This is a genomic window from uncultured Neptuniibacter sp. (genome assembly GCF_947498015.1).
Lineage (GTDB): Bacteria > Pseudomonadota > Gammaproteobacteria > Pseudomonadales > Balneatricaceae > Neptuniibacter.
On sequence record NZ_CANMIR010000004.1, the window covers coordinates 269209 to 292206 of the forward strand.

Here is a 22998-nt window from a genome sequence, read left to right on the forward strand (position 1 = left end):
TTCCGCTCCCTTGTATAAAGAAAACGAGCGTTTTAGTGTGGTATTCCGTTGAAGTAAAGATAACTTACAAGGATATAAGTTTTGCTTGACGCACTGAGACACCGTGAGACGGTAAGGAACGCTACGATCATTGGGAAAAATCGTCTGCAGGCAACGATGTTGTGCAATTTTTTGATTTCAGAATTGGGGATAGCCTGTCAGACAACCCACCTCTCCAAAGCGGAAGATATTACAGATCCGCAACTCCTGCTGATTGATTGCGGCTCATACTCTATTGACCAGATTCAAAACCTTCTTGAACGGATTGATACTAAACGCAATCCCTGTTTTGTCGCCTTGTTGAACTCTCCCCATGACACCGCCTACGAAGCGCTGACCCATTGGCCCCAGGTGAAAGGTATTTTTTATGAAGATAACAGTACCGAAATACTGGCGCTCGGTGTTCAGGAAATTATCGAACAGGGGTTGTGGTTACCCCGGAAATTAACTCATTCCTTACTGGAGTATTATCGCAAACCGCTCACACAACGAGAGCCTTCTGTTTCTGATCAATTGACAAAGAAAGAGCGGAAGGTGCTCGAAAAACTCGCTGTTGGTATGAGTAATGAGGAGATCGCTTCAAGCCTCAATGTCAGTTGCCACACGGTAAAAAGTCATCTCTACAAAGTCTTTAAAAAGATTGGCGTCAGCAACAGATTGCAGGCAGCGAATTGGGCTCAGGAATATTTGTAATGCGCAAAAAAGGCCTTCTGGTTATGACAGTGATCAGTTTCTTATGGCCTCCCATGCTCAGTTCCCAAGGCTTAGAAGATGAGATTAAGGGATTTACAACGGATAACACCATCACAAGGATTGGTCATGATTTTACGCGTTACCTCAGTGACTATCGGCACACCCATATCCCTGATGGTGAATACAACCTGAGTATTTTTGAGCGCCCTTCAGCCCGTTGGGGGAATCTGATTTGGGTCGAAAAAGATCATAAAACGGTGTACCGCCGATTCCTTTCGCCGAGTAGCACAAACTTGCAACGTGAGGCTGAGCAGGCTGCACGGCAGATAGATAAAAGGGTGAAGCAGTTGGAGCTAAAAGCGCTCTTCTCTGACACCTTTGATATTGATAAAGATGAATTATGAGGTGATCAGCATGATGAGTAGATGGATCGCAGGGAGTCTGTTGTTAATCAGTTTACAGGCGGTTGCGACAGAACTGGTGTATACACCGGTCAACCCCAGTTTTGGAGGCAACCCAATTAATGGCAGCTACCTCTTGAGCAATGCACAAGCTCAAAATGATAAGACCGATCCGGATTCGGGTGCTGGTGGCTCACCTTTCTCTCAGACATCTGCGATCGAACGTTTTACTCGTGCCGTAGAGTCCCGTTTGTTGAGTGATCTCTTATCCAATGCGGAGGAGGGGACGCCAGGGCGTCTTGAAACCAGCGATTTTATCGTCGATGTCATCTCTGAAGATGGCTCTCTTTCTATTTTAATCGTGGATAAGCTCACCAACGAATCAACACAGATTGATGTTAGTGGTTTTTAATCACGTTTAATGGATTAAACAGGAATAGGTTATGCAATCTCCACAGGTTAAACAGATAGGCAAACTCGTTTTAATAACCGCCACCATGTTACTTGGAGCCTGTAGTGCGGTACAAAAAAGTGGGAGTGCAGTGTTTGGTCCCGGGGAGCAGGAAGCACAACTAACTCCTCGGGCCAGCACCTATCAGGATCTGAAATCGTTGCCCGCTCCCCGTGGAAAAATAGTTGCCACAGTTTATAACTTTCGTGACCAAACCGGTCAGTATAAACAGGCACCCGCCAGTTCATTTTCGACAGCAGTTACCCAAGGGGCAACCGCGATGTTGATCGGTGCGATGCAGGATTCCGGGTGGTTTATTCCCTTGGAGCGTGAGGGGCTGCAGAATATTCTGACAGAGAGAAAGATTATTCGGGCCGCCCAGAAAAAACCCAATACGCCGATCAATAATGAGATTGAACTGCCTTCACTGTTAGCTGCTAATGTAATGCTTGAAGGAGGAATTATTGGCTATGACAGTAACATCAAAACAGGTGGTTTGGGGGCAAAGTATTTTGGAATCGGAGCATCTGAGCAGTATCGTGTTGATCAGGTGACGGTTAACCTGCGTGCAGTGGATGTGCGTACCGGACGAATTTTGCATTCAGTGATGACAACAAAATCGGTTATGTCTCGTGAGATCAGTACCGGCGTTTTCCGTTTTATTGAATTTAAGCGTTTGCTTGAACTGGAAGCGGGAACAACCAGTAACGAACCTAAGCAACTGTGTGTTTTATCTGCAATCGAATCAGCTCTGCTTCACTTGATTGCTCAAGGGGTTAAAGATAAAAGTTGGGGGCTCAAATCACCTAAGATGATTGATTCTCCTGTTCTCAAGCACTACATGAATGCACAACATGAGTTGATTTGATAGTCACTCAATACCTCCCCCCCCCCCCCTGTGGTGGCTTTAAAAAGGGGTTTAGCTTCCTGCTAGGCTCCTGAATTTGAAGGTAATCGGTTATTCAATTCTAATCATTTTCTGATCTATAAAATCATACTTTTGCCTGATCTTTTCTGGTTTCTATCAGCCGGATGACTGAAAAAAATAGTCATGAAAATCAGTCTTCCCCCTGATGGCAGGGTATCACCTCAAAGCTAAACTGGATTCAACTCTGAGTTTAATGATTATCAGCCTGAGCAGATAACAGAGGATGTTTCTCCCTTTTACAAAATGATTTGGGGAGATCGCTAAGGGTAGCTAGGGAAGGTGGAAGATAAGCATGCTAACTAAGGATACTGCATCAGGTTTTGCGCCTTTTAAGCCGAAGTTACGCTCTTCAAAGAAAGCGCAGGCTATGACTCAACCCATCTTAATGTACTGGCTTCAGGCTTTATTTCTCACCCTAACAACCACCTCGGCTATTGCAGCAGATCTGGATCCGTTATCTGAACTTGATGATACCGTCCAGCAGGGGCAGCACTATCTCGCTGCTGAACAGTGGGGGGATGACCATCAGCTCCGAGTGCTCCAATCCGGTACTCAGCAGCATGCTCTGATTCTTCAGAAGGGTCGATCAGATCAGGCTCAGATTGAGCAGTATGGGCAGCAAAACCAGATAAAGCTGAGTCAGGACGGAGTTGAAAATCTCATACTGGCTCTGCAGTCAGGAGCGGGTAACCAGATCAACAGTGTTCAACGTGGTGGATTCAATCAGTCGGAGATCACTCAACAGGGTGATAACAACCTGGCGGGAATCGATCAGGTCGGTAGTTTCAATACCGCTTTCATAGAGCAGATTGGAAGTGGTCTTGAAAGTCATGTCAGCCAGTTCGGTGACTCACTTTCAGTCTCAGTAAGACAGTTCAACTAACCCCCGTGCTAGTAATGAAACATAATGAAAAGGACAGCGTCATGAAAAAACTTACACTTAGCTTAGCGATTGCCGCCATTACCGCCTCTTCCTCCGTAGCGATGGCTGCCGGTAACAGCGGTTACCAAACTCAGTATGGCAATGGAAATACTGCGTTAATCGACCAGACTACCGGTTCGACCAATAATTACGCTTCTCAGTATCAGAGCGGCAATAATAATGATGCTACGACGACTCAGGAGGAAGCCGATTCTAACAGTGCATCTCAGTCTCAGTATGGCGATGATAATGTTGCTACTGCGGATCAGTATGAAGCGGATCAAAACTACGTATCTCAGTATCAGTCAGGTACCGGAAACGGTGCGGATAGTGATCAGGAGTATGAACTGAGCAGTATTGCATACCAATCTCAATATGGCAGTGGTAACGCTAGCTATAATCAGCAATTTGGTGGGCAGGATAACTATACATCCCTGTACCAATATGGTGATGGCAACAGCAACGCAAACTATCAATCTTATAGCCTGAACAGTTCAACACGGGTATGGCAGGGCTACACAACCGATGGGGGTTATGCTTACAGCTCAAATAACGCTGCGACAGCTTATCAGGATGGCCAGGATGCCAGTGATATTTTGATTGAGCAGGCGGGAGATAATAACATTGCAGCTACGTGGCAGTATTATTCGGGCAGTGCGAATGAGGCCTCCACAACGCAGGTAGGTAATGCTAACACGGCAACTACCTACCAGTATTATACGGTTGGATCGACTGTTGATGTTGATCAGACGGGTGATAATCACAACTCATATGTCCTGCAGGATGTTACAACAACGTCTCAGGTGGATGTGGATCAGTTAGGTGATGGTAATATCTCCGATGTTTATCAGACCGGTACCGATCTGGCGGCTACGGTTTATCAGGATGGTGTGGGTAACGACTCTGATATCGATCAGAGCGGCTCTCTGCATCAGGCTTACGTAACTCAGTACGGTACAACCAATATGGCGACGATTGCACAGACTACCTCTGGTAACTACGGTTCTATCTACCAGAATGGAACCAGCAATATGGCCACTATTCTGCAGAACTAAGTTTTTGATAAATAGCATGAATGGCCTGAGTTTAAACACTCGGGCCATTTTCTTGGGCTATTCGAATGGTGAATCAACTACTGGATGTTGAGTTTGATTGAGTAAGCACGAATAGGCCGACATCCACAGTCCCCTCTTCAAACCCGCCTTCACAGTAGGCGAGATAGTAGCGCCAAAGTCGGTAGAACTGTTCATCAAATCCCAGCTGGATGATCTGCGGCCAGTTGTTTTCGAAAGCGTAGCGCCACTCTCTCAGAGTCTGGGCGTAATCTTTGCCGAACATCTGCTGCTGAGTGAGTGTAAAGCCATGTTGTTCAATCTTCGCTTTCAGGGCTTCAACACTGGGTAGCATCCCGCCAGGGAACACATAACGCTGGATAAAATCAGCCTGCTTGCGATAACTGTGAAAACGTTCATCATCGATAGTGATCACCTGTAAGACTGCGTTGCCACCCGGTTTTAGTACCCGTTTTAGGGTATTGAAATAGGTATCCCAGTGCGCTTCGCCCACCGCTTCAAACATCTCTATCGAAACGACCCCATCATACTGATGCACAAGATCACGGTAGTCGGTCAGGCTTAAATGGACCTGTTGCTCTAAATGGGCTGCTGATATGGCGTGCTTTGCCCATGCAAGTTGCTCTTTTGACAGGGTAATACCATGCATATTAAGGTTTTCGGTCTGCGCCGCCTGTGCTGAAAAGCCTCCCCAACCACAACCAATCTCTACAATCTGATCACCCGCATCAGCGTTCAGAAGCTCAAGGATGCGTGCATTTTTTGAGTACTGTGCTGCTTCCAGGGATTGCTCCGCAGTTTGATAGAGTGCTGCGGAGTATGTCATCGAGGGGTCCAGCCAACGGCTGTAAAATTCATTGCCCAGATCATAATGGGCTGCAATATTTTGGCGACTCCCTTTGCGGCTGTTGTCACGGTACCAGTGATAAACATTGTGCAGTGACTGGGTAACAAAACCCGCTTTCGAGAGTTGGTTGAGTTGAGGTTCATTGCGTAAGGCCCATCGAACAAGTGATGTCAGGTCAGAGCTGACCCACTCTCCAGCCAAATAACTCTCAGACCAACCGTTAATTCCGCCAAAAAACAAGCGTAGAAGTGGTCGGTAGCTCTCAAGTTTTACATCAGCTACGGGCTGTCTATCCCCAAAGCTAACTTGGTGTCCAGAGGGTAAAGTGAGGGTTAAACTCCCGATAGCATTCTTAAGATTCGCATTAAGCACACTCACCAGCTTTTGTTCGACCCAGGTCAGTTCGCTTGAACCTCGGAACGCTTTGGGTGTTAGCTGCTCATAAACTTTCATAGTGAGATACTCCTTGTTCATCCTGCCAACTGATCGTGTTAGATCGGTTTTTTTCGCGTGGTTGAATGCTCAGTTTCTTCCGCCACAGTCTGAAGGCTTCCCAATGTATCGCGGTGATGACCTTCAGTGTCATCAACGGATAGAGGAAAAACATTTTTATTAAGGTACGGTCTGAAAATGGATTCCGATCACCTGAGAATGTTGCATGTAACAACGGGCGTTGCTTGCCGTCGGTATCCGCTTTCTCAGACTGCCGGATACACACGGCTACTTTGTCGGCGGGAGGGGTGATATGAAAGCTGTATTGTGTTTCCAACGGCATAAAAGGGCTGACATACATCGTTTTATTACATGTTTGTCTGATACGTGATTCGCACTGTTTATTCTCAAGCAGGTAGGTGTGGCGTGAGCCAAATGTGTTACTGACCTCATATAAGATCACCTTAAGTTGCCCTGAAGAGTTGTAGCAAAAATAGACACTCAGGGGATTGAAGGTATATCCCAGGATTCTGGGGTAACAGAGCAGTTTGATTGAGTGTGTGGCGTTGCGGTAGCCTCGTTTTATCAGTAGTTGGCGTATAAACCCCGCCAGATCTCCCTCTCCAGATCCATGATCTTTTTCGTGGAAGCTAAACAGATTAAACCGGTTGATGGAGAAAAACCTCAAACGGTTCAATCGGGGCAGCTCATCGAGATCAACGCAGAGAGAGAAAACCCGATAGATAAAACGGTGTCGCACCGGATGAAATCTGTGATGCATGACTAAGCCACGATAGATGCCTGAACACTGATCATCCATGCGCACTGACCCTCTGATGCAGGCCCGGCGAGGATACAGGCAGATCCCGAACATAGATCCGACTGTTTTTATTCTCCAGAACCCAGGGGCGGGGGAGACCGCCTAACTGCTCTGCGACCGCAAGACCTGCCTGTAATCCATCTTCATGAAAACCGTAGCCAAAGTATGCACCACAGTACCAGGTTCTCTGTACACCCTGCAGCTCCCACAATCGTTTTTGATTGGCTAAGGCATCATGGCCAAATTCTGGATGATCATAGAAAAAGGTACGATGAATGCTCTCTTTTCCGGGCTCTCTGAGAGGGTTCAGAGAGACAAACAGGTTTTGCCCGGTATTCAATGGTTGAAGGGTGTTCATCCAATAGGTGACAGATACACTCTGTGTCAGATCACGTTCCCCCTCAGACAGATAGTTCCAGCTTGACCAGACCGATCTTCTTTGGGGCATCAAACGGTCGTCCTGATGAAGGTAGGCTTTGTTGCGTTGATAGGGAAAACAACTTAAAAGCTTTTGTTCTAATTCTGATGGTGTTTCGAGTAACTTCAGAGCTTGGTCGGAATGGCAGGCGAGTACGACATCATCATAGTGCTCACTGTGACCATGATGATCTAAAATCGTAATGTGTGTGGGATGGCGGATGATCTTATGGATCCGGCTGTTTAGACGGATTTTCCCTTCGAGGGTCTCGGCAATTTTATCAATGTACTGCTTGCTGCCGCCGTTGACTGTTCTCCATTGAGGCCTGTCTTTTAACTGTACCAGACCGTGGTTTCTGCAAAACCTCAAGAAGCTGCTGGCGGGATAGTTCAGCATCTTTTCAACCGGTGTTGACCAGATCGCTGCACCCATGGGTAGCAAGTGATTGTAGATAAAAGCGTTGCTGTAGCCATGAATATTGAGTAACTCCCTTAGAGAGATCTGATCGACATCCTCTCTGTTCAGCATCTCCCCCGATTCACGGTAAAACCGCATAAGGTCGCGTATCATCTGCCAAAAGCTGGGTCTGAGAAGGTTTTTTTTCTGAGCCAGTAATCCCGACATACCGGTGCCGGAGTATTCCAGATCACCCTTATTAACTGAGACAGAAAACGACATATCTGTTTCAACCGAAGGGATATGCAGAGTCTCAAAAAACTTGACCAAGTTCGGGTAGTTGACCGGATTGAATACGATAAAACCGGTATCCACAGCGATATCCTTACCCTGAATCGGTATCGTGACTGTATTGGTGTGCCCCCCTAGACGATCATCTTTCTCGTAGAGTGTCACATCATGTGCTTTGCTGAGAAGCCATGCACAGCTCAAACCGGAGATGCCCGATCCAACGACTGCTATTTTCTTTGGACGTATGGCCGCAATTTTCATCTGATCATCCATAATTTACTGATAGAGTTACTTTTTACTACGAGGTGATCATAGAAAAGGATCAGTAATTTTTAAAAATAGCTTATTTAACAAGGAGTCGATGCGGTACTACCAATAATGGGTGATAGAAAAATATTTAATTAATGGTGATCCACTGCTTAATCTGATGCGTAGAGAGGGATATGGAAACTAAACCACCAGGTGACGACGTGGAAAATATTGTAGCGATTCCCCAGCAGGAGATGAAAAACAACTGGAGTGATCTGTTAGTCCAGTTGGCTGAACGTAGGGATAAGCAGATCTACATTGCGATATTTCGTCATTTCGCTCCAAAAATTAAAGCTTATATCGCGCGCCTTGGCCTTGTTGAATCGACGGCTGAAGAGTTGATGCAGGAAACAATGCTGGCTGTATGGCGAAAAGCTCACATGTACAACCGCTCCAAGGCGGCTGCCAGTACCTGGATCTATACACTTGCACGTAATCTGAGCATCGACTGGATGCGTAAGCAGAAGTATCCGGAGTATGGGCTGGAAGCCTGGCATGAAGAGCCTGACGAAGAGCGTAACAGTGGAGAGGATGAGGTGACAGCAGATCGCCTGCAAAAAGCGATCAGCCAGTTACCAGAAAAACAAGCTCAGGTGATCTATATGTCATTCTTTGAAGGTCGTTCACATACGGATATATCCGACCGCTTGGGAATCCCCTTAGGGAGTGTTAAATCGCGGCTAAGGTTGGCCTCAGAAAAACTTAAAATGATATGGAGGGATGATGTATGAACATTAAACATCACCTTGATGAAGCAACGCTTGTCAGCTACGCAGCCGGCTCTATGTCTCAGGCGATGGCGTTGGTTGTTGCCTGCCATATCTCTATGTGTTCCTCCTGTCGGCAGCGAATCCATCAAACCGAGATGATCGGCGGTATGTTACTAGAGAATCTTGAACCGGCAGATATCAGTGAAAGTGCGCTTGAGCAGGTATTAGCCTGCATAGATGAGGCACCTGAAATCGAGGAGTCGGTAGCCGCAGCACCAATATTTGATTCTGCGCCATTAGAAAATGGGGCAGACCGTATATCGGACCTTCCTGCTCCTCTGGCTGATTACATTGGAGGTTCTCTGGATCAGGTGGAATGGAGCAGGATTGTACCGGGCGTTTACTACCATGATCTGCCCTGTAAAACCGAACGGGGTGGTGTATCCCGTCTGATGAGAATAGCGCCTGGAAAAGCGATGTTACCTCACAGTCATGATGGGAATGAACTGACCCTCATATTGAAGGGATCATTTTCGGATGAAATCGGGCGCTTTACCGCGGGTGATATTGCCGATCTGGACAGTGAGATTGAACACCAGCCACTGGTTGACAGTGATGAAGACTGTATCTGCCTGATCGCCACTGATGCACCCCTGAAGTTCAGTACGTTGCTGGGCAAACTTGTTCAGCCAATGACCGGATTCTGATTTTTGTGAAGGAGAACCCTATGCACACCGTTAACGATCACGCCCTCATTCCAGTGGGTATCAGTGCTTGCTTACTGGGGCATAAAGTTCGTTATGATGGAGGTCATAAACGCTCCAAGTACTGCCTCAATGTATTGAGCGAGTGTTTTGAGTTCCGTCCCTTCTGCCCAGAGGTTTCGATCGGTCTATCCACTCCCAGAGAACCGATTCGTCTGGTAGGCAGTGCGGAAGCACCGCGTGTTGTCGGCACAAAGGATCCATCGTTGGATGTGACCGAGCCGCTGCAGCGATATGCCGATGAAGTCGGGCAGGCGCAGCCAGATCTTTGTGGGTATATCCTGATGCAGGGATCACCCAGCTGCGGTATGGAGAGGGTGAAGGTATACCATGAAAATGGCATGCCCAATGTGGCTGGTAGTGGTGCCTATGCGGCGCGCCTGATGAAAAACAATCCAGCCCTTCCGGTTGAAGAGGAGGGGAGACTGAATGATGCAATTCTCAGAGAAAACTTCATTACCCGTGTGTTTGTATATCATGCCTGGCGCCAAGAGGTGATGCAGCAACCTTCGCTGCATGAAGTGATTCAATTTCACAGCCGGCATAAATATCAGCTCATGGCTCACAGCTATGAGGGATATAAAGCACTGGGTAAGTATCTTGCCGAAGAGGCGTCGGAGTTGCCTCTGACGCAGGTATTGGAGACCTATATCCTCAGGTTGATGACCTTTTTAAAAAATAGAGCGAGTCGTAAATCCCATACCAATGTGTTGATGCATATTATGGGTTATCTGAAAAAAGAGATAGATACCGATACCAAACAAGACCTGCTTGAAGCGATTGAGCAGTACAGAACCAATAAAGTACATCTGGTGGTTCCTCTGGCGTTGTTGAAACACTACCTCAAGCGACATGGCTCAGAATATATCCGCACACAGGCGTATCTTGATCCCTATCCCCATGAGTTGGGCTTAAGAAACTATATCTGAGAGATAATTTAATATGAAACTGGTCTGGTTTCGTAACGATCTAAGGACGGGAGATCACCACGCCCTCTATCATGCCTGTCAGGATAACCGTGGTGAGGGTGTTCTTGCCGTTGCAGCCCTGACACCCCATCAATGGATCTTGCAGGATGAAGCTAAATCACGGGTACAGTTCTGGTTGGCGAACCTGGCTCCACTGAAAACTGAACTTCAGGCTTTAAATATCCCGCTGCTGATTTTGCAGGTTGAATCGAATCAGCAGCTGCCGGCAGAGATGTTGGCTCTGGCTCAAAAGCATAAAGTAACAGGGCTTTACTTTAATCGTGAGTATCCTGAATACGAACGGATACGTGACCGATCGGTGAAACAGCTATTCGAAAAACAGTCGATACCCTGCCTGAGTTACGAGAGTGATCTTATTATTGCCCCGGGAACTGTCCTGAATAAACAGGGGGGGGCTTACAAAGTCTTTACTCCGTTTAGCCGTGCGTGGCGTCAGCAGTTTCTCACTCAGCTTCCGCAGCCGCTGCCTGTTCCAGAGGTACAAAACCTTGTTGCGGTGAACTCAAGCCTGATACCGAAGAGTATCCCCTATGAACTTAGGAGTGGAGCGGATTGGTCGGAGCGCCTGTGGCCTGCTGGCAGTGAAGCTGCGCATCAACGGCTCTACCGTTTTATCAGTTCAGCCGTAGGACGCTATAGTGTCGAGAGAGACCTTCCCGCTTGCACAGCGACCTCATCACTCTCACCCTATCTCAGTCAGGGCGTTATCACTGCCCGCCAATCTATTACTGCCCTGAATAGCTTCAGTGATGATCCTGATTGGTTCGAGAGTCAGTGGATGACGGAGTTGATCTGGCGGGAGTTCTACCGGCATCTACTAGTTCAGTATCCGGAGATGAACCGCTGGAAACCATTTAAACCGGAGGTGGAAAAACGGTTGGAGTGGAGCCAGGATGAGAAGCTTTTCCTGGCATGGAGTCGAGGTGAAACAGGGTTTGCGATCGTTGATGCCGGTATGAAACAGTTATTACAGACCGGATGGATGCATAACCGCCTCAGAATGATCACCGCTTCGTTTCTGACTAAAATTTTGCGTCAGGATTGGCGCTTAGGTGCACGTTTCTTCATGCAACACCTCATCGATGGGGATTTTGCATCCAATATCGGCGGGTGGCAGTGGAGTGCATCGGTTGGGGCGGATGCTGCACCCTATTTCAGGATCTTTAATCCAACTCGACAGGCTGAACGGTTCGATAACAGGGGCGAGTATACCGCTCGCTGGTTGCCAGAGTTAGCGGGCCTGTCCGCCACTGAGCAGCATAATCTGAAGGTTCTTCAGCAAAGGGGAGGGCTGTTGCCCATCGTTGATTATCAGCAGGAGCGACAACACAGTCTTGCGATCTACAATAGAGGGAAGGGCTGATGAACCGCTTCAACCCTGAGAAACTGCTGCATTCAAAATGGACAGCGGTGGTTCCGGCTAAGAAACGTAAGCATTTTATAGTTGTGGAACTGTTGCGGGGCGGGGAGGATCTTAGAGTAGTCGGTTGTATTCTGGAAGCGGTTATTGATAAACAGCGGTTTCAGATGGAACTGTGTGATCTGAAGCTGGTTGAGCACTGGAGACAGGGGGGGCGTTGATAGTCTGTTGTGATCCTATTCAGCCGGTTTGACGTAACAGTCTCATCCTTGTTTTGTGGAGATGGATAATGCAGTGGCCTCTTTCCTCATTGATCATGTTGGTAGCCCTATCATGTTTGGTAGTAATACCCGCCCAGGTGTAACCTCTTTAATAACAGTGAACTCTATTTGCGTGGCTCGATGGAGCAAGCTCTGTTGCAGCGATGGTTTATACGCCATCGTGTGAACAGGAGATAGATCTTTTGCAGAGGCGCTTTAAGCTTTAGCAGACGAACCCCACTGGCCAACCAGCGGTAATAAGGTAACTGCTCCCATATCATCATAAATGATTCAACCCCTCTGATCTTTTCACCTGTAGGGGAGATCCCATGCAGTTGCTCCATCGCATCCTTATATTTAATCTTAAAACGCTTGAGCTCTTCGGGATTGCGGGTGATGTCGATCCAGAGGATTGAGTTGGCTGGAGCGATTCGCTGGTAGTGTTGTATCTCTTTACGGCAAAGAGGGCAGCCACCATCGTAGAAAATGTAGGGTTCCCTCACGTTGTATCTGAGTGTTCTCATCTCTCTACCACCTCAAAAATCATTCTTCTGGTACGAAGCTGGGGGGAGATTGGTTCAGTCCGGGTCTAGCTCTTTACACATTTTCTGCCTCGTAGTTTCTTTGTACCCCTTTGCGAAAGAGGGGTCGAAGGATAATAGGGGTGATCCGGATAGGAGTTCTGCTCGTAAAAGCAGTGACTACCTAAATGGTTTGGATGATGAATACACACCTTCAGAAGCATTGGCCTCAACAACTGAATATTTTTGAATATTTTTCAGGGAGGACTGTGGCTTACGGACTGTTTGAAAGTCGTTTTGGTTCTGTCCGCAGACGCTTTGTCGTTGAGATCGATGGCAGGGTTCAAAATGACGAGTTGATCCTGAATGAGTCGTTTATTTACGATGATGGTGAACACCAACGTCGTATCTGGACAATCGTTTCTGATCAGAAGGGAGGTTACCAGGGACGGGCTGATGATGTGATCGATGAGGCTGTGGGGCATGTTATCGGTAACTGTTTGAACTGGCGTTACGAGATGCTCTTGTCGGTTAAGAATCGCAAGTTTAAAGTCAGCTTTGATGACTGGATGTATCTAATGCCGGATAACGTATTGTTCAACAGAGCTGACCTGTCTAAGTTGGGTGTAACCATCGGAAGCGTTTCCATCAGCTTCCATAAACCGGTAGATAGTCGTTTTGTCGGATGAGCTGGTTCGTACAGCCCGCTATCAAGAGGCCTGTAATTTACGCCGGCCTTTTCTGACAGGTGAGGTCTTCAAACGAGCCATGTGGACATGAATCATTTTTTTCTGAACAGGAAAAGAAACATTGAATACCCTAAAAGGCATACAAAGAAACAGGTTAAAAAGCCGTATATGATTGAATGAATATAAAAAGCACTAGCCCTGCGTTCTTTCTCTTTGATATAGCGTTTCCTCACATCACTAAATGCTTCGCCATTATGTGTAAAGCCCACTATGGATCTATAACCGAGCGCATAATCTGAAGCTCTACTATAGAACCAGTAAATATTTATGTTTCTATCCTCAAAGTCCTTTTTTACTATTTCTTCAAGAGCTTTTCTGTCAGGGAGCCTCATATATTTTAATGGCTCACCATCGCCATATGAATAACCCCGAATCCCTTCTCTAGCATCCTTCCCGATAGCATACGCTATTTTATCTACCCTAAACTTATCTTGATTAAGCTCTTCAAACCTCTCGGGATACATGAAATAACCATCTGCGACTATCATCATAGGTAAATAAATCAATATGAGAGCTGGAAGAACGGCCTTAGGATACCGATAAAGGATTTCACCTAATGCAGAAAGAAAGTTCACCTTATTAAGCTCCTTTCATGTAAAGCAGAGCACGTAAATCGAAGATGATTAGGCTTTTTGGCTGACTCATCACATGACTCCCTTCATGCTGTATTCCAGTTAAGATATGAGCAAGTACTGAGAGGCTATCATGTCTTTTTTGAAATGTCTGTTACTGGCACGGAGCAGTCATCTGTAGCCCCTCCGTGCTTACTCAAGTCAGCCTGCCGACACGGAATAGACCTCATAAGCCTACCCTAGCCTATTCGAAGTCCTCTACCGATCCATTGCGGACATGATTGTGCGAGTGATAGCTGCCATTGTGGTGCTCGAAGCAGACATTTACTCCGCATGTCGGAATGGTATTTCTATAGGGTTTTCTGACTCTGTTACAATCTTGCTATGAAGAACTCAAACCTAAAGCTAGAGCTTCGTAGTTACAGTTCTGAAAATCATACCCATCATCATGATTTTCACCAGCTAGTACTTCCGGTAGCAGGAGAGTTATCCATGAATGTGGATAAACAGGAGGGGCTCGTATGCTCACAGCAAGTTGCTGTTGTTGCCGCCGGTCAAGAGCATGGATTTTCTGCTAATGACAAAAATATCTTTATTGTGGCAGATGTGCCGGAAGCATTAGCTCCAGACTTAGAACGCCTTCCTGCATTCATATCGATAGATCCTGCATTAACTCAATACGTCTTTTTTTTGCATCAACAGCTGATTACAGACTCATGTAGTCAAACTAGCGAAAGACAGATGCTGTTACTACTGATCCAGCTACTACAAGAACGTTATGGTGAAGAGTTACGACTAGATCGTCGCATAGAGGCTACTCGGACATACCTTGATCAACACTACTGTAAACCAGTTTCTCTTGCACAATTATCGATTATCGCAAATCTAAGTTCTCGACAGTTAAGTGAGCTTTTTAAGCGTCAATTGGGTATGACTCCACAACAATACTTAACTGAAAAACGGATGCAGAAAGCTTGGCAATTGCTGGAAAGTTCAGCTTTGAGCGTGCAACAAATTGCTGATCAAGTCGGCTATCAAAATCTGGCGAGTTTTAGTGATAGGTTCCGTAAGCACTTCGGTCACTCACCCAGTTATTTCCGCAAGATTGGCAAATAATTCCGCTGTATATCAAAAGATCATCTCTCCTCACCCTCATACACTTAGGTTTCATCTAACTAAGTACCAGTTGAGGGGAGTTTATGTCTCGGTTACATAGGGCAACTTTTATCGGGTCGTTATCCATCGTACTTTGGGGCGCGTTAGCTTTACTTACGAAACTGACCGACGGACGTATTCCAGCCTTTCAGCTAATGGCGATGACTTTTAGTGTTGCATTTTGCCTCATGGCCCTGCGCTGGTTACAGCAAGGACATTTGGGATTAAGGTATTTACGGCAACCTCCTGTTGCTTGGATATTAGGTGTGGGGGGGTACTTTGGATACCATTTTTGCTATTTCATGGCGATGAGCAAGGCTCCTGCCGTAGAAGTTAGTTTGCTAGCTTATCTGTGGCCTTTGCTAATCGTTTTATTCGCTGCTCTTTTACCGCAAGAAAAGTTTAAGGTTCAGCATACAATAGGAGCACTCATTGCGCTTTTAGGTTGTTGGGTATTGATCAGTAAAGATGGTGCGAACTTTAGCTCTGAATATCTATATGGTTATCTTTTAGCACTTGCTTGCGCTTTTATATGGTCGACCTATTCAGTAGCCAGCAGGTTATTGAGTGCGGTACCTACAGATGCTGTGGGTTGGTTCTGTGCTGTTACTGCTTTGTTGGCGACTATCTGTCACCTTTGGTGGGAGCAGACGATTTGGCCTCTTGATCTCCGACAGTGGATCGGTGTTTTAGGGCTAGGTTTAGGGCCAGTGGGTATAGCATTTTTTACTTGGGACTACGGTGTAAAGCATGGCAATCTCCAACTATTAGGTACGCTTGCTTATGCCGCACCATTAATCTCTATCTTACTTCTAGTGGCTGCTGGAGAAGCCGAAGCAAGCTGGGAAATCGCTTTGGCATGTATAGCTATTGTTAGCGGATCAGCATTGGCAGGGATAACCAGAAAGCAGAACGTATCAGGAAAAGCTTAATGCCCGCACTGGGTAGTTAGCCGAACTATTTGCTATGCCAGCTTATGGCACCTAGCTGCCGTTCTTTGAATTCTACACCGAGTGCGCTTTGTGCCGTTAGCTGCCCCTTCTTTAGGTAGGCTAGTGGCACAAAGTTAAAGCTTTTACCCTGATCTAATCAGAATTTGAGAGGGATCGCCTGTTGATCATAGTGAACCGCTGAACTGATACAGGCTTCATCGTGGGGGATTATCTGAACGAGCTCTGCATGGTGAATACCTGTATCCCGGCAGAGTTCATAGGCTTGTGTGATATTTTTAAATGCGAGTACTTCGCCCCGCCTGTCTTTGAGCAGATCTGTTTTGAGATCGGTCACTTTGCCATACTGCACTTCAATGACCATTGGGCTGCAGCCTGATTCAATAAATCGGACCTGATTAATCTGAAGTTGCTGTGCAATACTTCTGAAATCTTGGATTGTCATGTTGCCTCCGCTGTAGCTGTCATTTGTATCCAACTATTAGCAATTACGCAGAGGCAACCATCTCAGATCAATTCTATCAGTGTACCGCTATGGGTTTCTTAGAAAAGATCGGGAAATGGAAAGTCATCACACATCATGCGGGGATGTTTGGTTACCTTGATTGCATGCTCTATATCAGAGCCTTCTCGCATCGCATTGATCAGCAGTGTTAAGACAAAGGTGATGGAGTAGTACTCGATATCATCCGTTAGAAACGGGAGCTGGATATCATCATGAGCTTGTTTGCTCAGACGGGCAGCGAGCTGAGCCGCTTCACTATCATCAAAGCCTTCATCAAGGTTATGTATCAGCTCATAGATCTCATTAGGAAGCAGTTCATAGAGATAGGTATCAATTTTTAAAACCACTTTCACCAGGACATTGTGCTCTTTCTTTTCATTCAGGAAAGGCAGGCTAACTTTTTCTGATAAGCGTTGAGCGATTGCGATAGCTTCTTTATGGCTCAGAAGTCTACGGGCGGTACGTTTGGCAAAAAACTCTTTAACCAGCGTGTTGTACAGACTTTCCGATAGTGAGATACGAGCCATTGCGATTCCTTAATATCCGATTGGCGAACGAAGTATCACGATTTTAGGTCAGTTTGCCTGCAGAGGGTAGTGCGAAGATCATCAGAGATTAAGACACTGTTGATAAAGACCGGGTTATCTTCTCCTAAAGTACTGAATTACGACAAAATCATTAAATATTCGATAGTTAACTAATGAAACGATTTCTGAGTCCAGTTAATATGTGCACAACTTAACCACTATTAGGGAGGCAGTTCTGGATGTTCTTCTCAGGGAAACTAAATCTGCAGATTAAAGAGTTACAGGGAGAGATCGATACTCTGCAGTTAAATAATGCTCAGCTGGTTGCGGAAAACCAGGAGCTAACCCGTCGCTGTTATGAGAAGGAAGACACACAGCAGAATAATGCCAGTGATCAAGAAGCGATCTGTGCATCTTGGGTAAAAGGTGGTCAACTGGTTTCTCAGGTTAGAGAGACGATTGCTCAGGCAGCCTCTAATCTGGATTCAGAAAAACAGAGCCTGGAGGACTCTCTATCAATCTTTGATGAGACGCGACAGGCAGTAGAAACGATTCTGGATCGCGTTAATGTGATTCAGGTTAGAGCACAGGATGGCAACCAGCAGGTTAAGGGGTTGTTGAGTGTGACTGAGCAGATTGAAAAATTTGTGGGCGTTATCCGTGATATCTCTGATCAGACCAATCTGCTTGCATTGAATGCGGCTATTGAAGCGGCACGTGCGGGTGAATCCGGTCGAGGGTTTGCGGTTGTTGCTGATGAAGTGAGAAATTTGGCACGTAAAGCCAATGAAGCCAGTGATGAGATTGCAAATTTAGTGGGCGAGATCAGTTCTCAAACAGCTATCGCATCAGATGATATTGGGCAGGTTGATCTGCTGAGTTCTGAAGTGGTTGCATCGGCAGAACAGATTAAAGCCGGTGTTCGTGATGTAGTAGCACTCTCTGACCGTATGAGTACCGTGATTGAGCACAGTGCTGCAGATACGTTTGTAGAAACGGTCAAGCTGGATCACGTGAATTGGAAGAACAGTGTTTATGAAGGCATTGTTTCGGGCAATTTAGATAGTATGACGGCGTTGGCGGATCATACCTCCTGCCGTTTAGGTAACTGGTATTACCATGGTGTTGGCCGTGAAAAATATAGTCATCTTAGCAGCTTCTCAGAGCTGGAGTATCCCCATGAGCAGGTACATACCCACGGTTTAGCAGCTGTTGAATCTGCGCGTGCAGGGGATCTTCAAGACGCAGCCAAACATCTTTCCGAGATGGAGCGGGCGAGTCTGAAAGTTGCTCAGATCCTTGATCGAATTAACGCCGATCATAAGTAAACGCTTCTGATGCGATCTGTTGCTGTTTTTTGTGGTTCAAAACCGGGTTTCGACCCGGTTTTTCTTCGTCAGGCCAAACAATTAGGTGAATTGCTGGCTGAGCGTGGGATTACTCTCGTTTATGGTGGCGCCCGTTCGGGTCTTATGGGGGCCTTGGCTGACGCTGTTCTTCAGAGAGGGGGGCTGGTTATCGGTGTTATGCCGGTACAGCTGGAATCCAAGGAGAAGGTTCATCCCGGCTTGACGCAACTGATTGAAGTGCCAGATATGCAAACCCGCAAAGAGCAGATGATTCAGCTGAGTGATGGTTTTATCGCCCTTCCGGGTGGAACGGGCACTTTAGATGAGATCTTTGAAGTGATCACGCTCTCACAGTTGGGTATCCATAAGAAACCTTGCGCGTTTCTTGATGTGGCCGGTTTCTATGATTTGCTCTTCCAATTTATGAAGGGTGGAACCTCTCAAGGGTTTATTCACCCTGACTACAATGAGATGTTAATTCGCTCAACAGATAGCTCTGACCTTCTCAATCAGATGGCCTGTTTTCAGCATCCGCACCTTACGAATTAGCAGATCACACTCTAAGAAAATCGCCTATATAAGAAATTGATATATTAGTTTAATTGAATATATTGGTGTAACAAGACAGACTAAAGCCTGACATTTTTGACAAGCTACCAGTCATCGCTGGCAGTATGTAGGAGAGCCGTCTTGATTAACACCGTGATCGGTGATGAAGAGTTTATCTCTTTGTTGAATGCCTTCAGCCAACCCGCCGCTATCCTGTCTGCGGATTACAAAATCGTTGCCACTAATCAGGCCTATAAAGAACACCATAAGGTTACTGAATCGATTATTGGGCAGTACTGCTATCGTGTGTCACACGGTTACCAGCGCCCTTGTGATCAGGAGGGTGAATCCTGCCCCTTAAAGCAGTGCCAATCCTCCGGACTGCGTCAGCGGGTATTTCATCTGCATAATACCTGTCACGGTCAAGAGCATGTAGATGTGGAGCTACTACCTCTACCGCAAGGAACAAAAAATCCACAGTTTTATCTGGAAATCATGCATATGGTAAAGGTGGCTACTGCCCAACCCGAAGGTGAAGGTCTGGTTGGACGATCAGCTATTTTTAACCAGATGCTTTCGCTTATACAGCGTGCTGCACCCAGCGAAATATCTGTACTGCTGCAGGGGGAGTCCGGAACGGGTAAAGAGTTAGTGGCCAAGGCGCTGCACACAGCCAGTAGACGATCTCAGTCACCCTTTGTCACCGTTGAGTGTTCTGGCTTAAGTGAAACCCTGTTTGAGAGTGAGATGTTTGGACATGAGAAGGGGGCATTCACGGGAGCAATCAATAAAAAAGAGGGGCTTGTTGCAGCTGCAAGAGGGGGAACTCTGTTTCTGGATGAGGTTGGGGATATTCCTCTTTCACTGCAGGTTAAGTTACTGCGCCTTATTGAAACGGGTAGTTACAGGAGCGTGGGGGGAGTCGAATTGCAGCATGCTGATTTTAGGCTGATCTGCGCTTCTCATCATGATCTGAAAAAGCAGGTAGAGCAGGGCGTATTTCGTCAGGACCTTTACTATCGCATCAGTAGTTTCCCCATTAAATTACCTTCGTTGAAAGAGCGATCTTCTGACCTGCCAATGTTGACAGAGGTACTCTTGAAGAGGATCCAGGGCGGAGAGGGGGTGACCGTTTCAGATGAAGCGATGAGTATCCTTCGACGATATGGCTTTCCCGGAAATATCCGTGAGCTACGAAATATTCTGGAGCGTGCTGTGCTGTTGGCTGACCAGGAGTGCATCCTGCCAGAACACCTGCCTGAGGAGTTGTTGCATTCACAGCCGCTTCCAGCAGAAAGCAATCTGCTTAATGCGGACCTGATACCTCTCTCAAAACTGGAGGGGGCTTACCTGCAGAAGGTTAAAGAGCATTTTCAGGGCAACAATCGTGAGCTGGCTGAAAGGCTCGGAGTCAGCGAGCGGACCCTCTATCGCAAGCTACAGCTGCTTTAGAATGCGTGGGGTTAATTAAGATATTAGTTATGTTTGCATAAGGTAAGCTTAAATTAGCGCTATACGATGGTCGAATTCTTGTATATTCATTGATAGAATATAGTTATTACTAAAAACAATATAAAGAATAATAAAGCGCTTTTGGTACGCCACGTGGAGGCATGAATGTCCAAGATCATCAAAGGTCCTAGCACGCGCGAGCTGATGGAGCAGATGGTTCGGGAATCCGAACATCTCTCGATCAATGATCGTCGTGACTTTTTGCGAAAAGGGGTGGCCGCAGCTGCGGGTATGGCTGCAACAACCATCGCAGGTCAGTCCATTGCGAGCGAGGTAAGTAAAGCTAACCTTCCTCCTAATGAACCCGCCTGGGGTAAACAGCTCGGTCACGGTGTGGTCGAGCATCCCTACGGTTCACCTTCACGATTTGAAAAGCATGTTGTCCGCAGAACCGTACCCTGGTTGACCGCAGATTCTATCGCCTCCATCTCCATGACGCCTCTACAGGATCTGAAAGGCATTATCACCCCCAATGGTCTGGTGTTTGAACGTTATCACGGCGGCGTCCCTCAGATACCGGCTGAAGAGCATCGATTGATTATTCATGGCCTTGTTGAACGTCCAATTATCTTCACGATGGAAGATTTGATGCGCTTCCCTTCCGTTTCCGAGATCAAATTTATTGAGTGCCCTGCAAACGGTGGTATGGAGTGGAAGGGTGCTCAGATGGAAGCGCTACAGTTTACGCACGGTATGTTGAGCTGCTGTGAATGGACCGGCGTTCCTCTACGAGTACTACTTGAGGAAGCAGGGGTTAAACCTGAAGGGAAATGGATTCTGGCAGAGGGTGCTGATGGTTCCCATATGAGCCGTTCTATCCCGATTGAGAAAGCACTGGATGATACTCTGGTTGTTTATGCACAGAACGGTGAGATGCTGCGCCCTGAACAGGGATACCCACTGCGCCTTCTGAACCCGGGCTGGGAAGGTAATACCTCGGTCAAATGGCTTCGTCGCCTGGAGATTGGAGATAAGCCCTGGTACCACCGCGAAGAAACGTCGAAGTACACCGATCTGATGCCTGATGGTCGAGCGCGTAAATTCACTTTCGTTCAGGAAACAAACTCCGTTATCACAAGTCCTTGCCCTGAAAACCCTCTCGTTAAGCCTGGTTTCCTTGAGATAGAGGGCTTGGCTTGGACGGGTCGTGGAAAAATTAAACAGGTGGATATCTCTTTTGATGGTGGTGTCAGTTGGGTGCCTGCAAGCCTGAAGGGCTTGGTACTGGATAAGGCACTGACCCGATTCAGCTTGGTCACTAAGTGGGATGGTCAGCCTTGGCTGCTGCAATCAAGAGCCATCGATGAAACAGGCTATGTACAGCCGACACTGGGACAGTTACGTAAAGTACGTGGCGGTAACTCCATCTACCATAAAAACTCGATCCACACCTGGAAAGTGGCACCTACAGGGGAGGTTACCAATGTTCAAATTACTTGATAACAAACTTAAGAACTCCCTGCTAGCCGTTGCTATCGGTGCGACTCTTTCTCTGTCTGGCATAGCTCAGGCTGGAAAATATGGGATCGGTGAAACCGCAACAGCAAAAGAGATCGCGGGTTGGGATATCGATATTCGTCCAGACGGTAAAGGGCTACCTGAAGGTCAGGGGACAGTAGAGGCAGGTGAAGAGCAGTACGAAGCCTTGTGTGCAACCTGTCACGGTCTGTTTGGTGAAGGTGAAGGTCGCTGGCCTGTTCTGGCGGGTGGTGAAGGTACGTTAACCGAGGAGCGCCCTACTAAGACTGTAGGTTCCTATTGGCCATACGCTTCTACACTCTACGATTATATTCGTCGTGCGATGCCATTTACTGCACCCCGTTCTCTGTCAGATCAGCAAGTGTATGATATTACAGCGTATGTTTTATATCTGAATGAGATCATTGATGAAGAGTTTGTGCTGACAAAAGATAACCTGGCACAGATTGAGATGCCGAATCAGGCGAATTTCTTTGTCGATCCCCGTCCTGATGTAAAAAATACCCGCTGCATGAAAAACTGTGCTGATCCGGACAAACTCCAAATTGCCGGAACATTGCGAGGTATCACTCCGGTAGGACATTTTGTCGAAGGTGCGGATGCACCGGCTGCCTCTCACGATGCTCAGATGGAGCAGGAGCAGCATAAGGAGAAAGCGCGTAAGGCAACACTGAAAGGTGAGTCGCTGGCTGCGCATAGTTCATCTGGGGCCGTCACACTCTCGGCTACCGCTGAGGCGGGCAAACCGACTTACGAGGGCGCTTGTAAGGTATGTCATGGTTCAGGACTGACAGGGTCTCCTAAATTTGGTGAGCCTGATGCTTGGACTGATCGTATCAAACAGGGCATGCCTGTACTGGTAGACCACGCAATTAAAGGATTTACTGGTGATACGGGTGTGATGCCGCCAAAAGGTGGACGTGTAGACCTTAGTGATAAGCAGGTTGAAGAAGCTGTGGCATACATGGTTGAATCTAGTCGCTAAAATTTATTAGTATATAAGATTTGGTTATAAATTGGGCGATAT

26 protein-coding genes are annotated in these 22998 nt (G+C 46.8%); 19 read left to right on the forward strand and 7 right to left on the reverse strand.

Annotated elements, in window-relative coordinates; genetic code table 11:
* Positions 1–81 precede the first annotated feature (81 nt).
* The 6 genes from Q0882_RS07300 (at position 82) to Q0882_RS07325 (ending at position 4489) form a co-directional block, all read left to right on the forward strand.
* Positions 82–732 carry a LuxR C-terminal-related transcriptional regulator gene (locus Q0882_RS07300; RefSeq protein ID WP_299179482.1) on the forward strand — a complete coding sequence of 217 codons (651 nt, stop codon included), beginning with the start codon at positions 82–84 and terminating at the stop codon, positions 730–732.
* Positions 732–1136 carry a CsgE family curli-type amyloid fiber assembly protein gene (locus tag Q0882_RS07305; protein WP_299179485.1) on the forward strand — a complete coding sequence of 135 codons (405 nt, stop codon included), beginning with the start codon at positions 732–734 and terminating at the stop codon, positions 1134–1136. Before Q0882_RS07300 ends, Q0882_RS07305 begins: the two co-directional genes overlap by 1 nt.
* A 10-nt stretch (positions 1137–1146) precedes the next feature.
* Positions 1147–1545 (forward strand): curli assembly protein CsgF, encoded by a 399-nt coding sequence (locus Q0882_RS07310; protein ID WP_299179487.1) that lies wholly within the window; start codon positions 1147–1149, stop codon positions 1543–1545.
* Positions 1546–1576: 31 nt separating this feature from the next.
* Positions 1577–2452 carry a CsgG/HfaB family protein gene (locus tag Q0882_RS07315; RefSeq protein ID WP_299179490.1) on the forward strand — a complete coding sequence of 292 codons (876 nt, stop codon included), beginning with the start codon at positions 1577–1579 and terminating at the stop codon, positions 2450–2452.
* Between the two features lie 352 nt (positions 2453–2804).
* Positions 2805–3395: a hypothetical protein gene (locus Q0882_RS07320; protein ID WP_299179493.1), complete on the forward strand. Its 591-nt coding sequence runs from the start codon at positions 2805–2807 to the stop codon at positions 3393–3395.
* Positions 3396–3436: 41 nt separating this feature from the next.
* The gene (locus tag Q0882_RS07325; protein WP_299179496.1) at positions 3437–4489 is read left to right on the forward strand and encodes a hypothetical protein; all 1053 of its coding nucleotides are present in this window, start codon (positions 3437–3439) and stop codon (positions 4487–4489) included.
* Positions 4490–4562: 73 nt separating this feature from the next.
* Here Q0882_RS07325 and Q0882_RS07330 read toward each other — a convergent pair whose 3' ends face one another.
* The 3 genes from Q0882_RS07330 to Q0882_RS07340 are packed head-to-tail and all read right to left on the reverse strand — an operon-like array spanning position 4563 to position 7972.
* A complete protein-coding gene (locus Q0882_RS07330; RefSeq protein WP_299179498.1) occupies positions 4563–5807 on the reverse strand; it encodes a cyclopropane-fatty-acyl-phospholipid synthase family protein in 1245 nt (414 codons plus the stop codon).
* Complete coding sequence (locus Q0882_RS07335; RefSeq protein WP_299179501.1) at positions 5794–6606, reverse strand: DUF1365 domain-containing protein; 813 nt, start codon at positions 6604–6606, stop codon at positions 5794–5796. Before Q0882_RS07335 ends, Q0882_RS07330 begins: the two co-directional genes overlap by 14 nt.
* Positions 6599–7972: an NAD(P)/FAD-dependent oxidoreductase gene (locus Q0882_RS07340; protein ID WP_299179503.1), complete on the reverse strand. Its 1374-nt coding sequence runs from the start codon at positions 7970–7972 to the stop codon at positions 6599–6601. Before Q0882_RS07340 ends, Q0882_RS07335 begins: the two co-directional genes overlap by 8 nt.
* Before the next feature lie 182 nt (positions 7973–8154).
* Here Q0882_RS07340 and Q0882_RS07345 point away from each other — a divergent pair, with 182 nt between their 5' ends.
* The 5 genes from Q0882_RS07345 to Q0882_RS07365 are packed head-to-tail and all read left to right on the forward strand — an operon-like array spanning position 8155 to position 12064.
* The gene (locus Q0882_RS07345; RefSeq protein WP_299179505.1) at positions 8155–8751 is read left to right on the forward strand and encodes a sigma-70 family RNA polymerase sigma factor; all 597 of its coding nucleotides are present in this window, start codon (positions 8155–8157) and stop codon (positions 8749–8751) included.
* The gene (locus Q0882_RS07350; RefSeq protein WP_299179507.1) at positions 8748–9437 is read left to right on the forward strand and encodes a ChrR family anti-sigma-E factor; all 690 of its coding nucleotides are present in this window, start codon (positions 8748–8750) and stop codon (positions 9435–9437) included. The genes Q0882_RS07345 and Q0882_RS07350 overlap by 4 nt, the downstream gene beginning before the upstream one ends.
* 20 nt (positions 9438–9457) lie before the next feature.
* Positions 9458–10423, forward strand: coding sequence for a DUF523 and DUF1722 domain-containing protein (locus Q0882_RS07355; RefSeq protein WP_299179509.1), 966 nt, complete (start codon positions 9458–9460; stop codon positions 10421–10423).
* A 13-nt stretch (positions 10424–10436) separates the two neighbouring features.
* A complete protein-coding gene (locus tag Q0882_RS07360) occupies positions 10437–11846 on the forward strand; it encodes a deoxyribodipyrimidine photo-lyase (RefSeq protein ID WP_299179511.1) in 1410 nt (469 codons plus the stop codon).
* Positions 11846–12064 carry a TIGR02450 family Trp-rich protein gene (locus Q0882_RS07365; protein ID WP_299179514.1) on the forward strand — a complete coding sequence of 73 codons (219 nt, stop codon included), beginning with the start codon at positions 11846–11848 and terminating at the stop codon, positions 12062–12064. Before Q0882_RS07360 ends, Q0882_RS07365 begins: the two co-directional genes overlap by 1 nt.
* Before the next feature lie 164 nt (positions 12065–12228).
* On the opposite strand, the gene Q0882_RS07370 is transcribed toward Q0882_RS07365, so the two are convergent.
* Positions 12229–12627 (reverse strand): thiol-disulfide oxidoreductase DCC family protein, encoded by a 399-nt coding sequence (locus Q0882_RS07370; RefSeq protein WP_299179517.1) that lies wholly within the window; start codon positions 12625–12627, stop codon positions 12229–12231.
* 197 nt (positions 12628–12824) lie between these two features.
* Between Q0882_RS07370 and Q0882_RS07375 the strand changes: the two genes are divergently transcribed.
* Positions 12825–13313, forward strand: coding sequence for a DUF3833 domain-containing protein (locus Q0882_RS07375; RefSeq protein WP_299179520.1), 489 nt, complete (start codon positions 12825–12827; stop codon positions 13311–13313).
* 92 nt (positions 13314–13405) lie between these two features.
* Here the strand turns inward: Q0882_RS07375 and Q0882_RS07380 are convergent, their stop codons facing one another.
* Complete coding sequence (locus Q0882_RS07380) at positions 13406–13948, reverse strand: hypothetical protein (RefSeq protein WP_299179523.1); 543 nt, start codon at positions 13946–13948, stop codon at positions 13406–13408.
* Positions 13949–14437: 489 nt separating this feature from the next.
* Here Q0882_RS07380 and Q0882_RS07385 point away from each other — a divergent pair, with 489 nt between their 5' ends.
* Positions 14438–15061, forward strand: a complete 624-nt coding sequence (locus Q0882_RS07385) for a helix-turn-helix domain-containing protein (RefSeq protein ID WP_299179526.1) — start codon at positions 14438–14440, stop codon at positions 15059–15061.
* Between the two features lie 83 nt (positions 15062–15144).
* A complete protein-coding gene (locus Q0882_RS07390) occupies positions 15145–16032 on the forward strand; it encodes an EamA family transporter (RefSeq protein ID WP_299179529.1) in 888 nt (295 codons plus the stop codon).
* A gap of 157 nt (positions 16033–16189) precedes the next feature.
* Here the strand turns inward: Q0882_RS07390 and Q0882_RS07395 are convergent, their stop codons facing one another.
* Positions 16190–16495 carry a hypothetical protein gene (locus Q0882_RS07395; RefSeq protein ID WP_299179532.1) on the reverse strand — a complete coding sequence of 102 codons (306 nt, stop codon included), beginning with the start codon at positions 16493–16495 and terminating at the stop codon, positions 16190–16192.
* Between the two features lie 98 nt (positions 16496–16593).
* Positions 16594–17082 (reverse strand): hypothetical protein, encoded by a 489-nt coding sequence (locus tag Q0882_RS07400; RefSeq protein ID WP_299179534.1) that lies wholly within the window; start codon positions 17080–17082, stop codon positions 16594–16596.
* Between the two features lie 239 nt (positions 17083–17321).
* On the opposite strand from Q0882_RS07400, the gene Q0882_RS07405 reads away from it, so the two are divergent.
* The 5 genes from Q0882_RS07405 to Q0882_RS07425 all read left to right on the forward strand — a co-directional run bounded on the left by Q0882_RS07405 (position 17322) and on the right by Q0882_RS07425 (position 22956).
* Positions 17322–18410 carry a methyl-accepting chemotaxis protein gene (locus tag Q0882_RS07405; protein ID WP_299179537.1) on the forward strand — a complete coding sequence of 363 codons (1089 nt, stop codon included), beginning with the start codon at positions 17322–17324 and terminating at the stop codon, positions 18408–18410.
* A gap of 9 nt (positions 18411–18419) precedes the next feature.
* Positions 18420–18980, forward strand: coding sequence for a TIGR00730 family Rossman fold protein (locus tag Q0882_RS07410; protein ID WP_299179540.1), 561 nt, complete (start codon positions 18420–18422; stop codon positions 18978–18980).
* Between the two features lie 141 nt (positions 18981–19121).
* Complete coding sequence (locus Q0882_RS07415) at positions 19122–20432, forward strand: sigma-54-dependent Fis family transcriptional regulator (RefSeq protein WP_299179543.1); 1311 nt, start codon at positions 19122–19124, stop codon at positions 20430–20432.
* A gap of 165 nt (positions 20433–20597) precedes the next feature.
* Entirely contained in the window at positions 20598–21932 is a 1335-nt protein-coding gene (soxC, locus tag Q0882_RS07420) for a sulfite dehydrogenase (RefSeq protein ID WP_299179546.1), read from the forward strand.
* On the forward strand, positions 21916–22956 hold the full coding sequence (locus tag Q0882_RS07425; protein WP_299179548.1) for a c-type cytochrome: 1041 nt from the start codon (positions 21916–21918) through the stop codon (positions 22954–22956). Before soxC ends, Q0882_RS07425 begins: the two co-directional genes overlap by 17 nt.
* Positions 22957–22998: the final 42 nt, after the last annotated feature.

Excerpts from the sequence above, each read along its gene's own strand:
- Q0882_RS07305 (WP_299179485.1), top strand. The coding sequence starts at position 732 with ATGCGCAAAAAAGGCCTTCTGGTTATGACAGTGATCAGTTTCTTATGG.
- Q0882_RS07310 (WP_299179487.1), top strand. The coding sequence starts at position 1,147 with ATGATGAGTAGATGGATCGCAGGGAGTCTGTTGTTAATCAGTTTACAG.
- Q0882_RS07315 (WP_299179490.1), top strand. The coding sequence starts at position 1,577 with ATGCAATCTCCACAGGTTAAACAGATAGGCAAACTCGTTTTAATAACC.
- Q0882_RS07320 (WP_299179493.1), top strand. The coding sequence starts at position 2,805 with ATGCTAACTAAGGATACTGCATCAGGTTTTGCGCCTTTTAAGCCGAAG.
- Q0882_RS07325 (WP_299179496.1), top strand. The coding sequence starts at position 3,437 with ATGAAAAAACTTACACTTAGCTTAGCGATTGCCGCCATTACCGCCTCT.
- Q0882_RS07330 (WP_299179498.1), bottom strand. The coding sequence starts at position 5,807 with ATGAAAGTTTATGAGCAGCTAACACCCAAAGCGTTCCGAGGTTCAAGC.
- Q0882_RS07335 (WP_299179501.1), bottom strand. The coding sequence starts at position 6,606 with ATGGATGATCAGTGTTCAGGCATCTATCGTGGCTTAGTCATGCATCAC.
- Q0882_RS07340 (WP_299179503.1), bottom strand. The coding sequence starts at position 7,972 with ATGAAAATTGCGGCCATACGTCCAAAGAAAATAGCAGTCGTTGGATCG.
- Q0882_RS07345 (WP_299179505.1), top strand. The coding sequence starts at position 8,155 with ATGGAAACTAAACCACCAGGTGACGACGTGGAAAATATTGTAGCGATT.
- Q0882_RS07350 (WP_299179507.1), top strand. The coding sequence starts at position 8,748 with ATGAACATTAAACATCACCTTGATGAAGCAACGCTTGTCAGCTACGCA.
- Q0882_RS07355 (WP_299179509.1), top strand. The coding sequence starts at position 9,458 with ATGCACACCGTTAACGATCACGCCCTCATTCCAGTGGGTATCAGTGCT.
- Q0882_RS07360 (WP_299179511.1), top strand. The coding sequence starts at position 10,437 with ATGAAACTGGTCTGGTTTCGTAACGATCTAAGGACGGGAGATCACCAC.
- Q0882_RS07365 (WP_299179514.1), top strand. The coding sequence starts at position 11,846 with ATGAACCGCTTCAACCCTGAGAAACTGCTGCATTCAAAATGGACAGCG.
- Q0882_RS07370 (WP_299179517.1), bottom strand. The coding sequence starts at position 12,627 with ATGAGAACACTCAGATACAACGTGAGGGAACCCTACATTTTCTACGAT.
- Q0882_RS07375 (WP_299179520.1), top strand. The coding sequence starts at position 12,825 with ATGAATACACACCTTCAGAAGCATTGGCCTCAACAACTGAATATTTTT.
- Q0882_RS07385 (WP_299179526.1), top strand. The coding sequence starts at position 14,438 with ATGAATGTGGATAAACAGGAGGGGCTCGTATGCTCACAGCAAGTTGCT.
- Q0882_RS07390 (WP_299179529.1), top strand. The coding sequence starts at position 15,145 with ATGTCTCGGTTACATAGGGCAACTTTTATCGGGTCGTTATCCATCGTA.
- Q0882_RS07395 (WP_299179532.1), bottom strand. The coding sequence starts at position 16,495 with ATGACAATCCAAGATTTCAGAAGTATTGCACAGCAACTTCAGATTAAT.
- Q0882_RS07400 (WP_299179534.1), bottom strand. The coding sequence starts at position 17,082 with ATGGCTCGTATCTCACTATCGGAAAGTCTGTACAACACGCTGGTTAAA.
- Q0882_RS07405 (WP_299179537.1), top strand. The coding sequence starts at position 17,322 with ATGTTCTTCTCAGGGAAACTAAATCTGCAGATTAAAGAGTTACAGGGA.
- Q0882_RS07410 (WP_299179540.1), top strand. The coding sequence starts at position 18,420 with ATGCGATCTGTTGCTGTTTTTTGTGGTTCAAAACCGGGTTTCGACCCG.
- soxC (WP_299179546.1), top strand. The coding sequence starts at position 20,598 with ATGTCCAAGATCATCAAAGGTCCTAGCACGCGCGAGCTGATGGAGCAG.
- Q0882_RS07425 (WP_299179548.1), top strand. The coding sequence starts at position 21,916 with ATGTTCAAATTACTTGATAACAAACTTAAGAACTCCCTGCTAGCCGTT.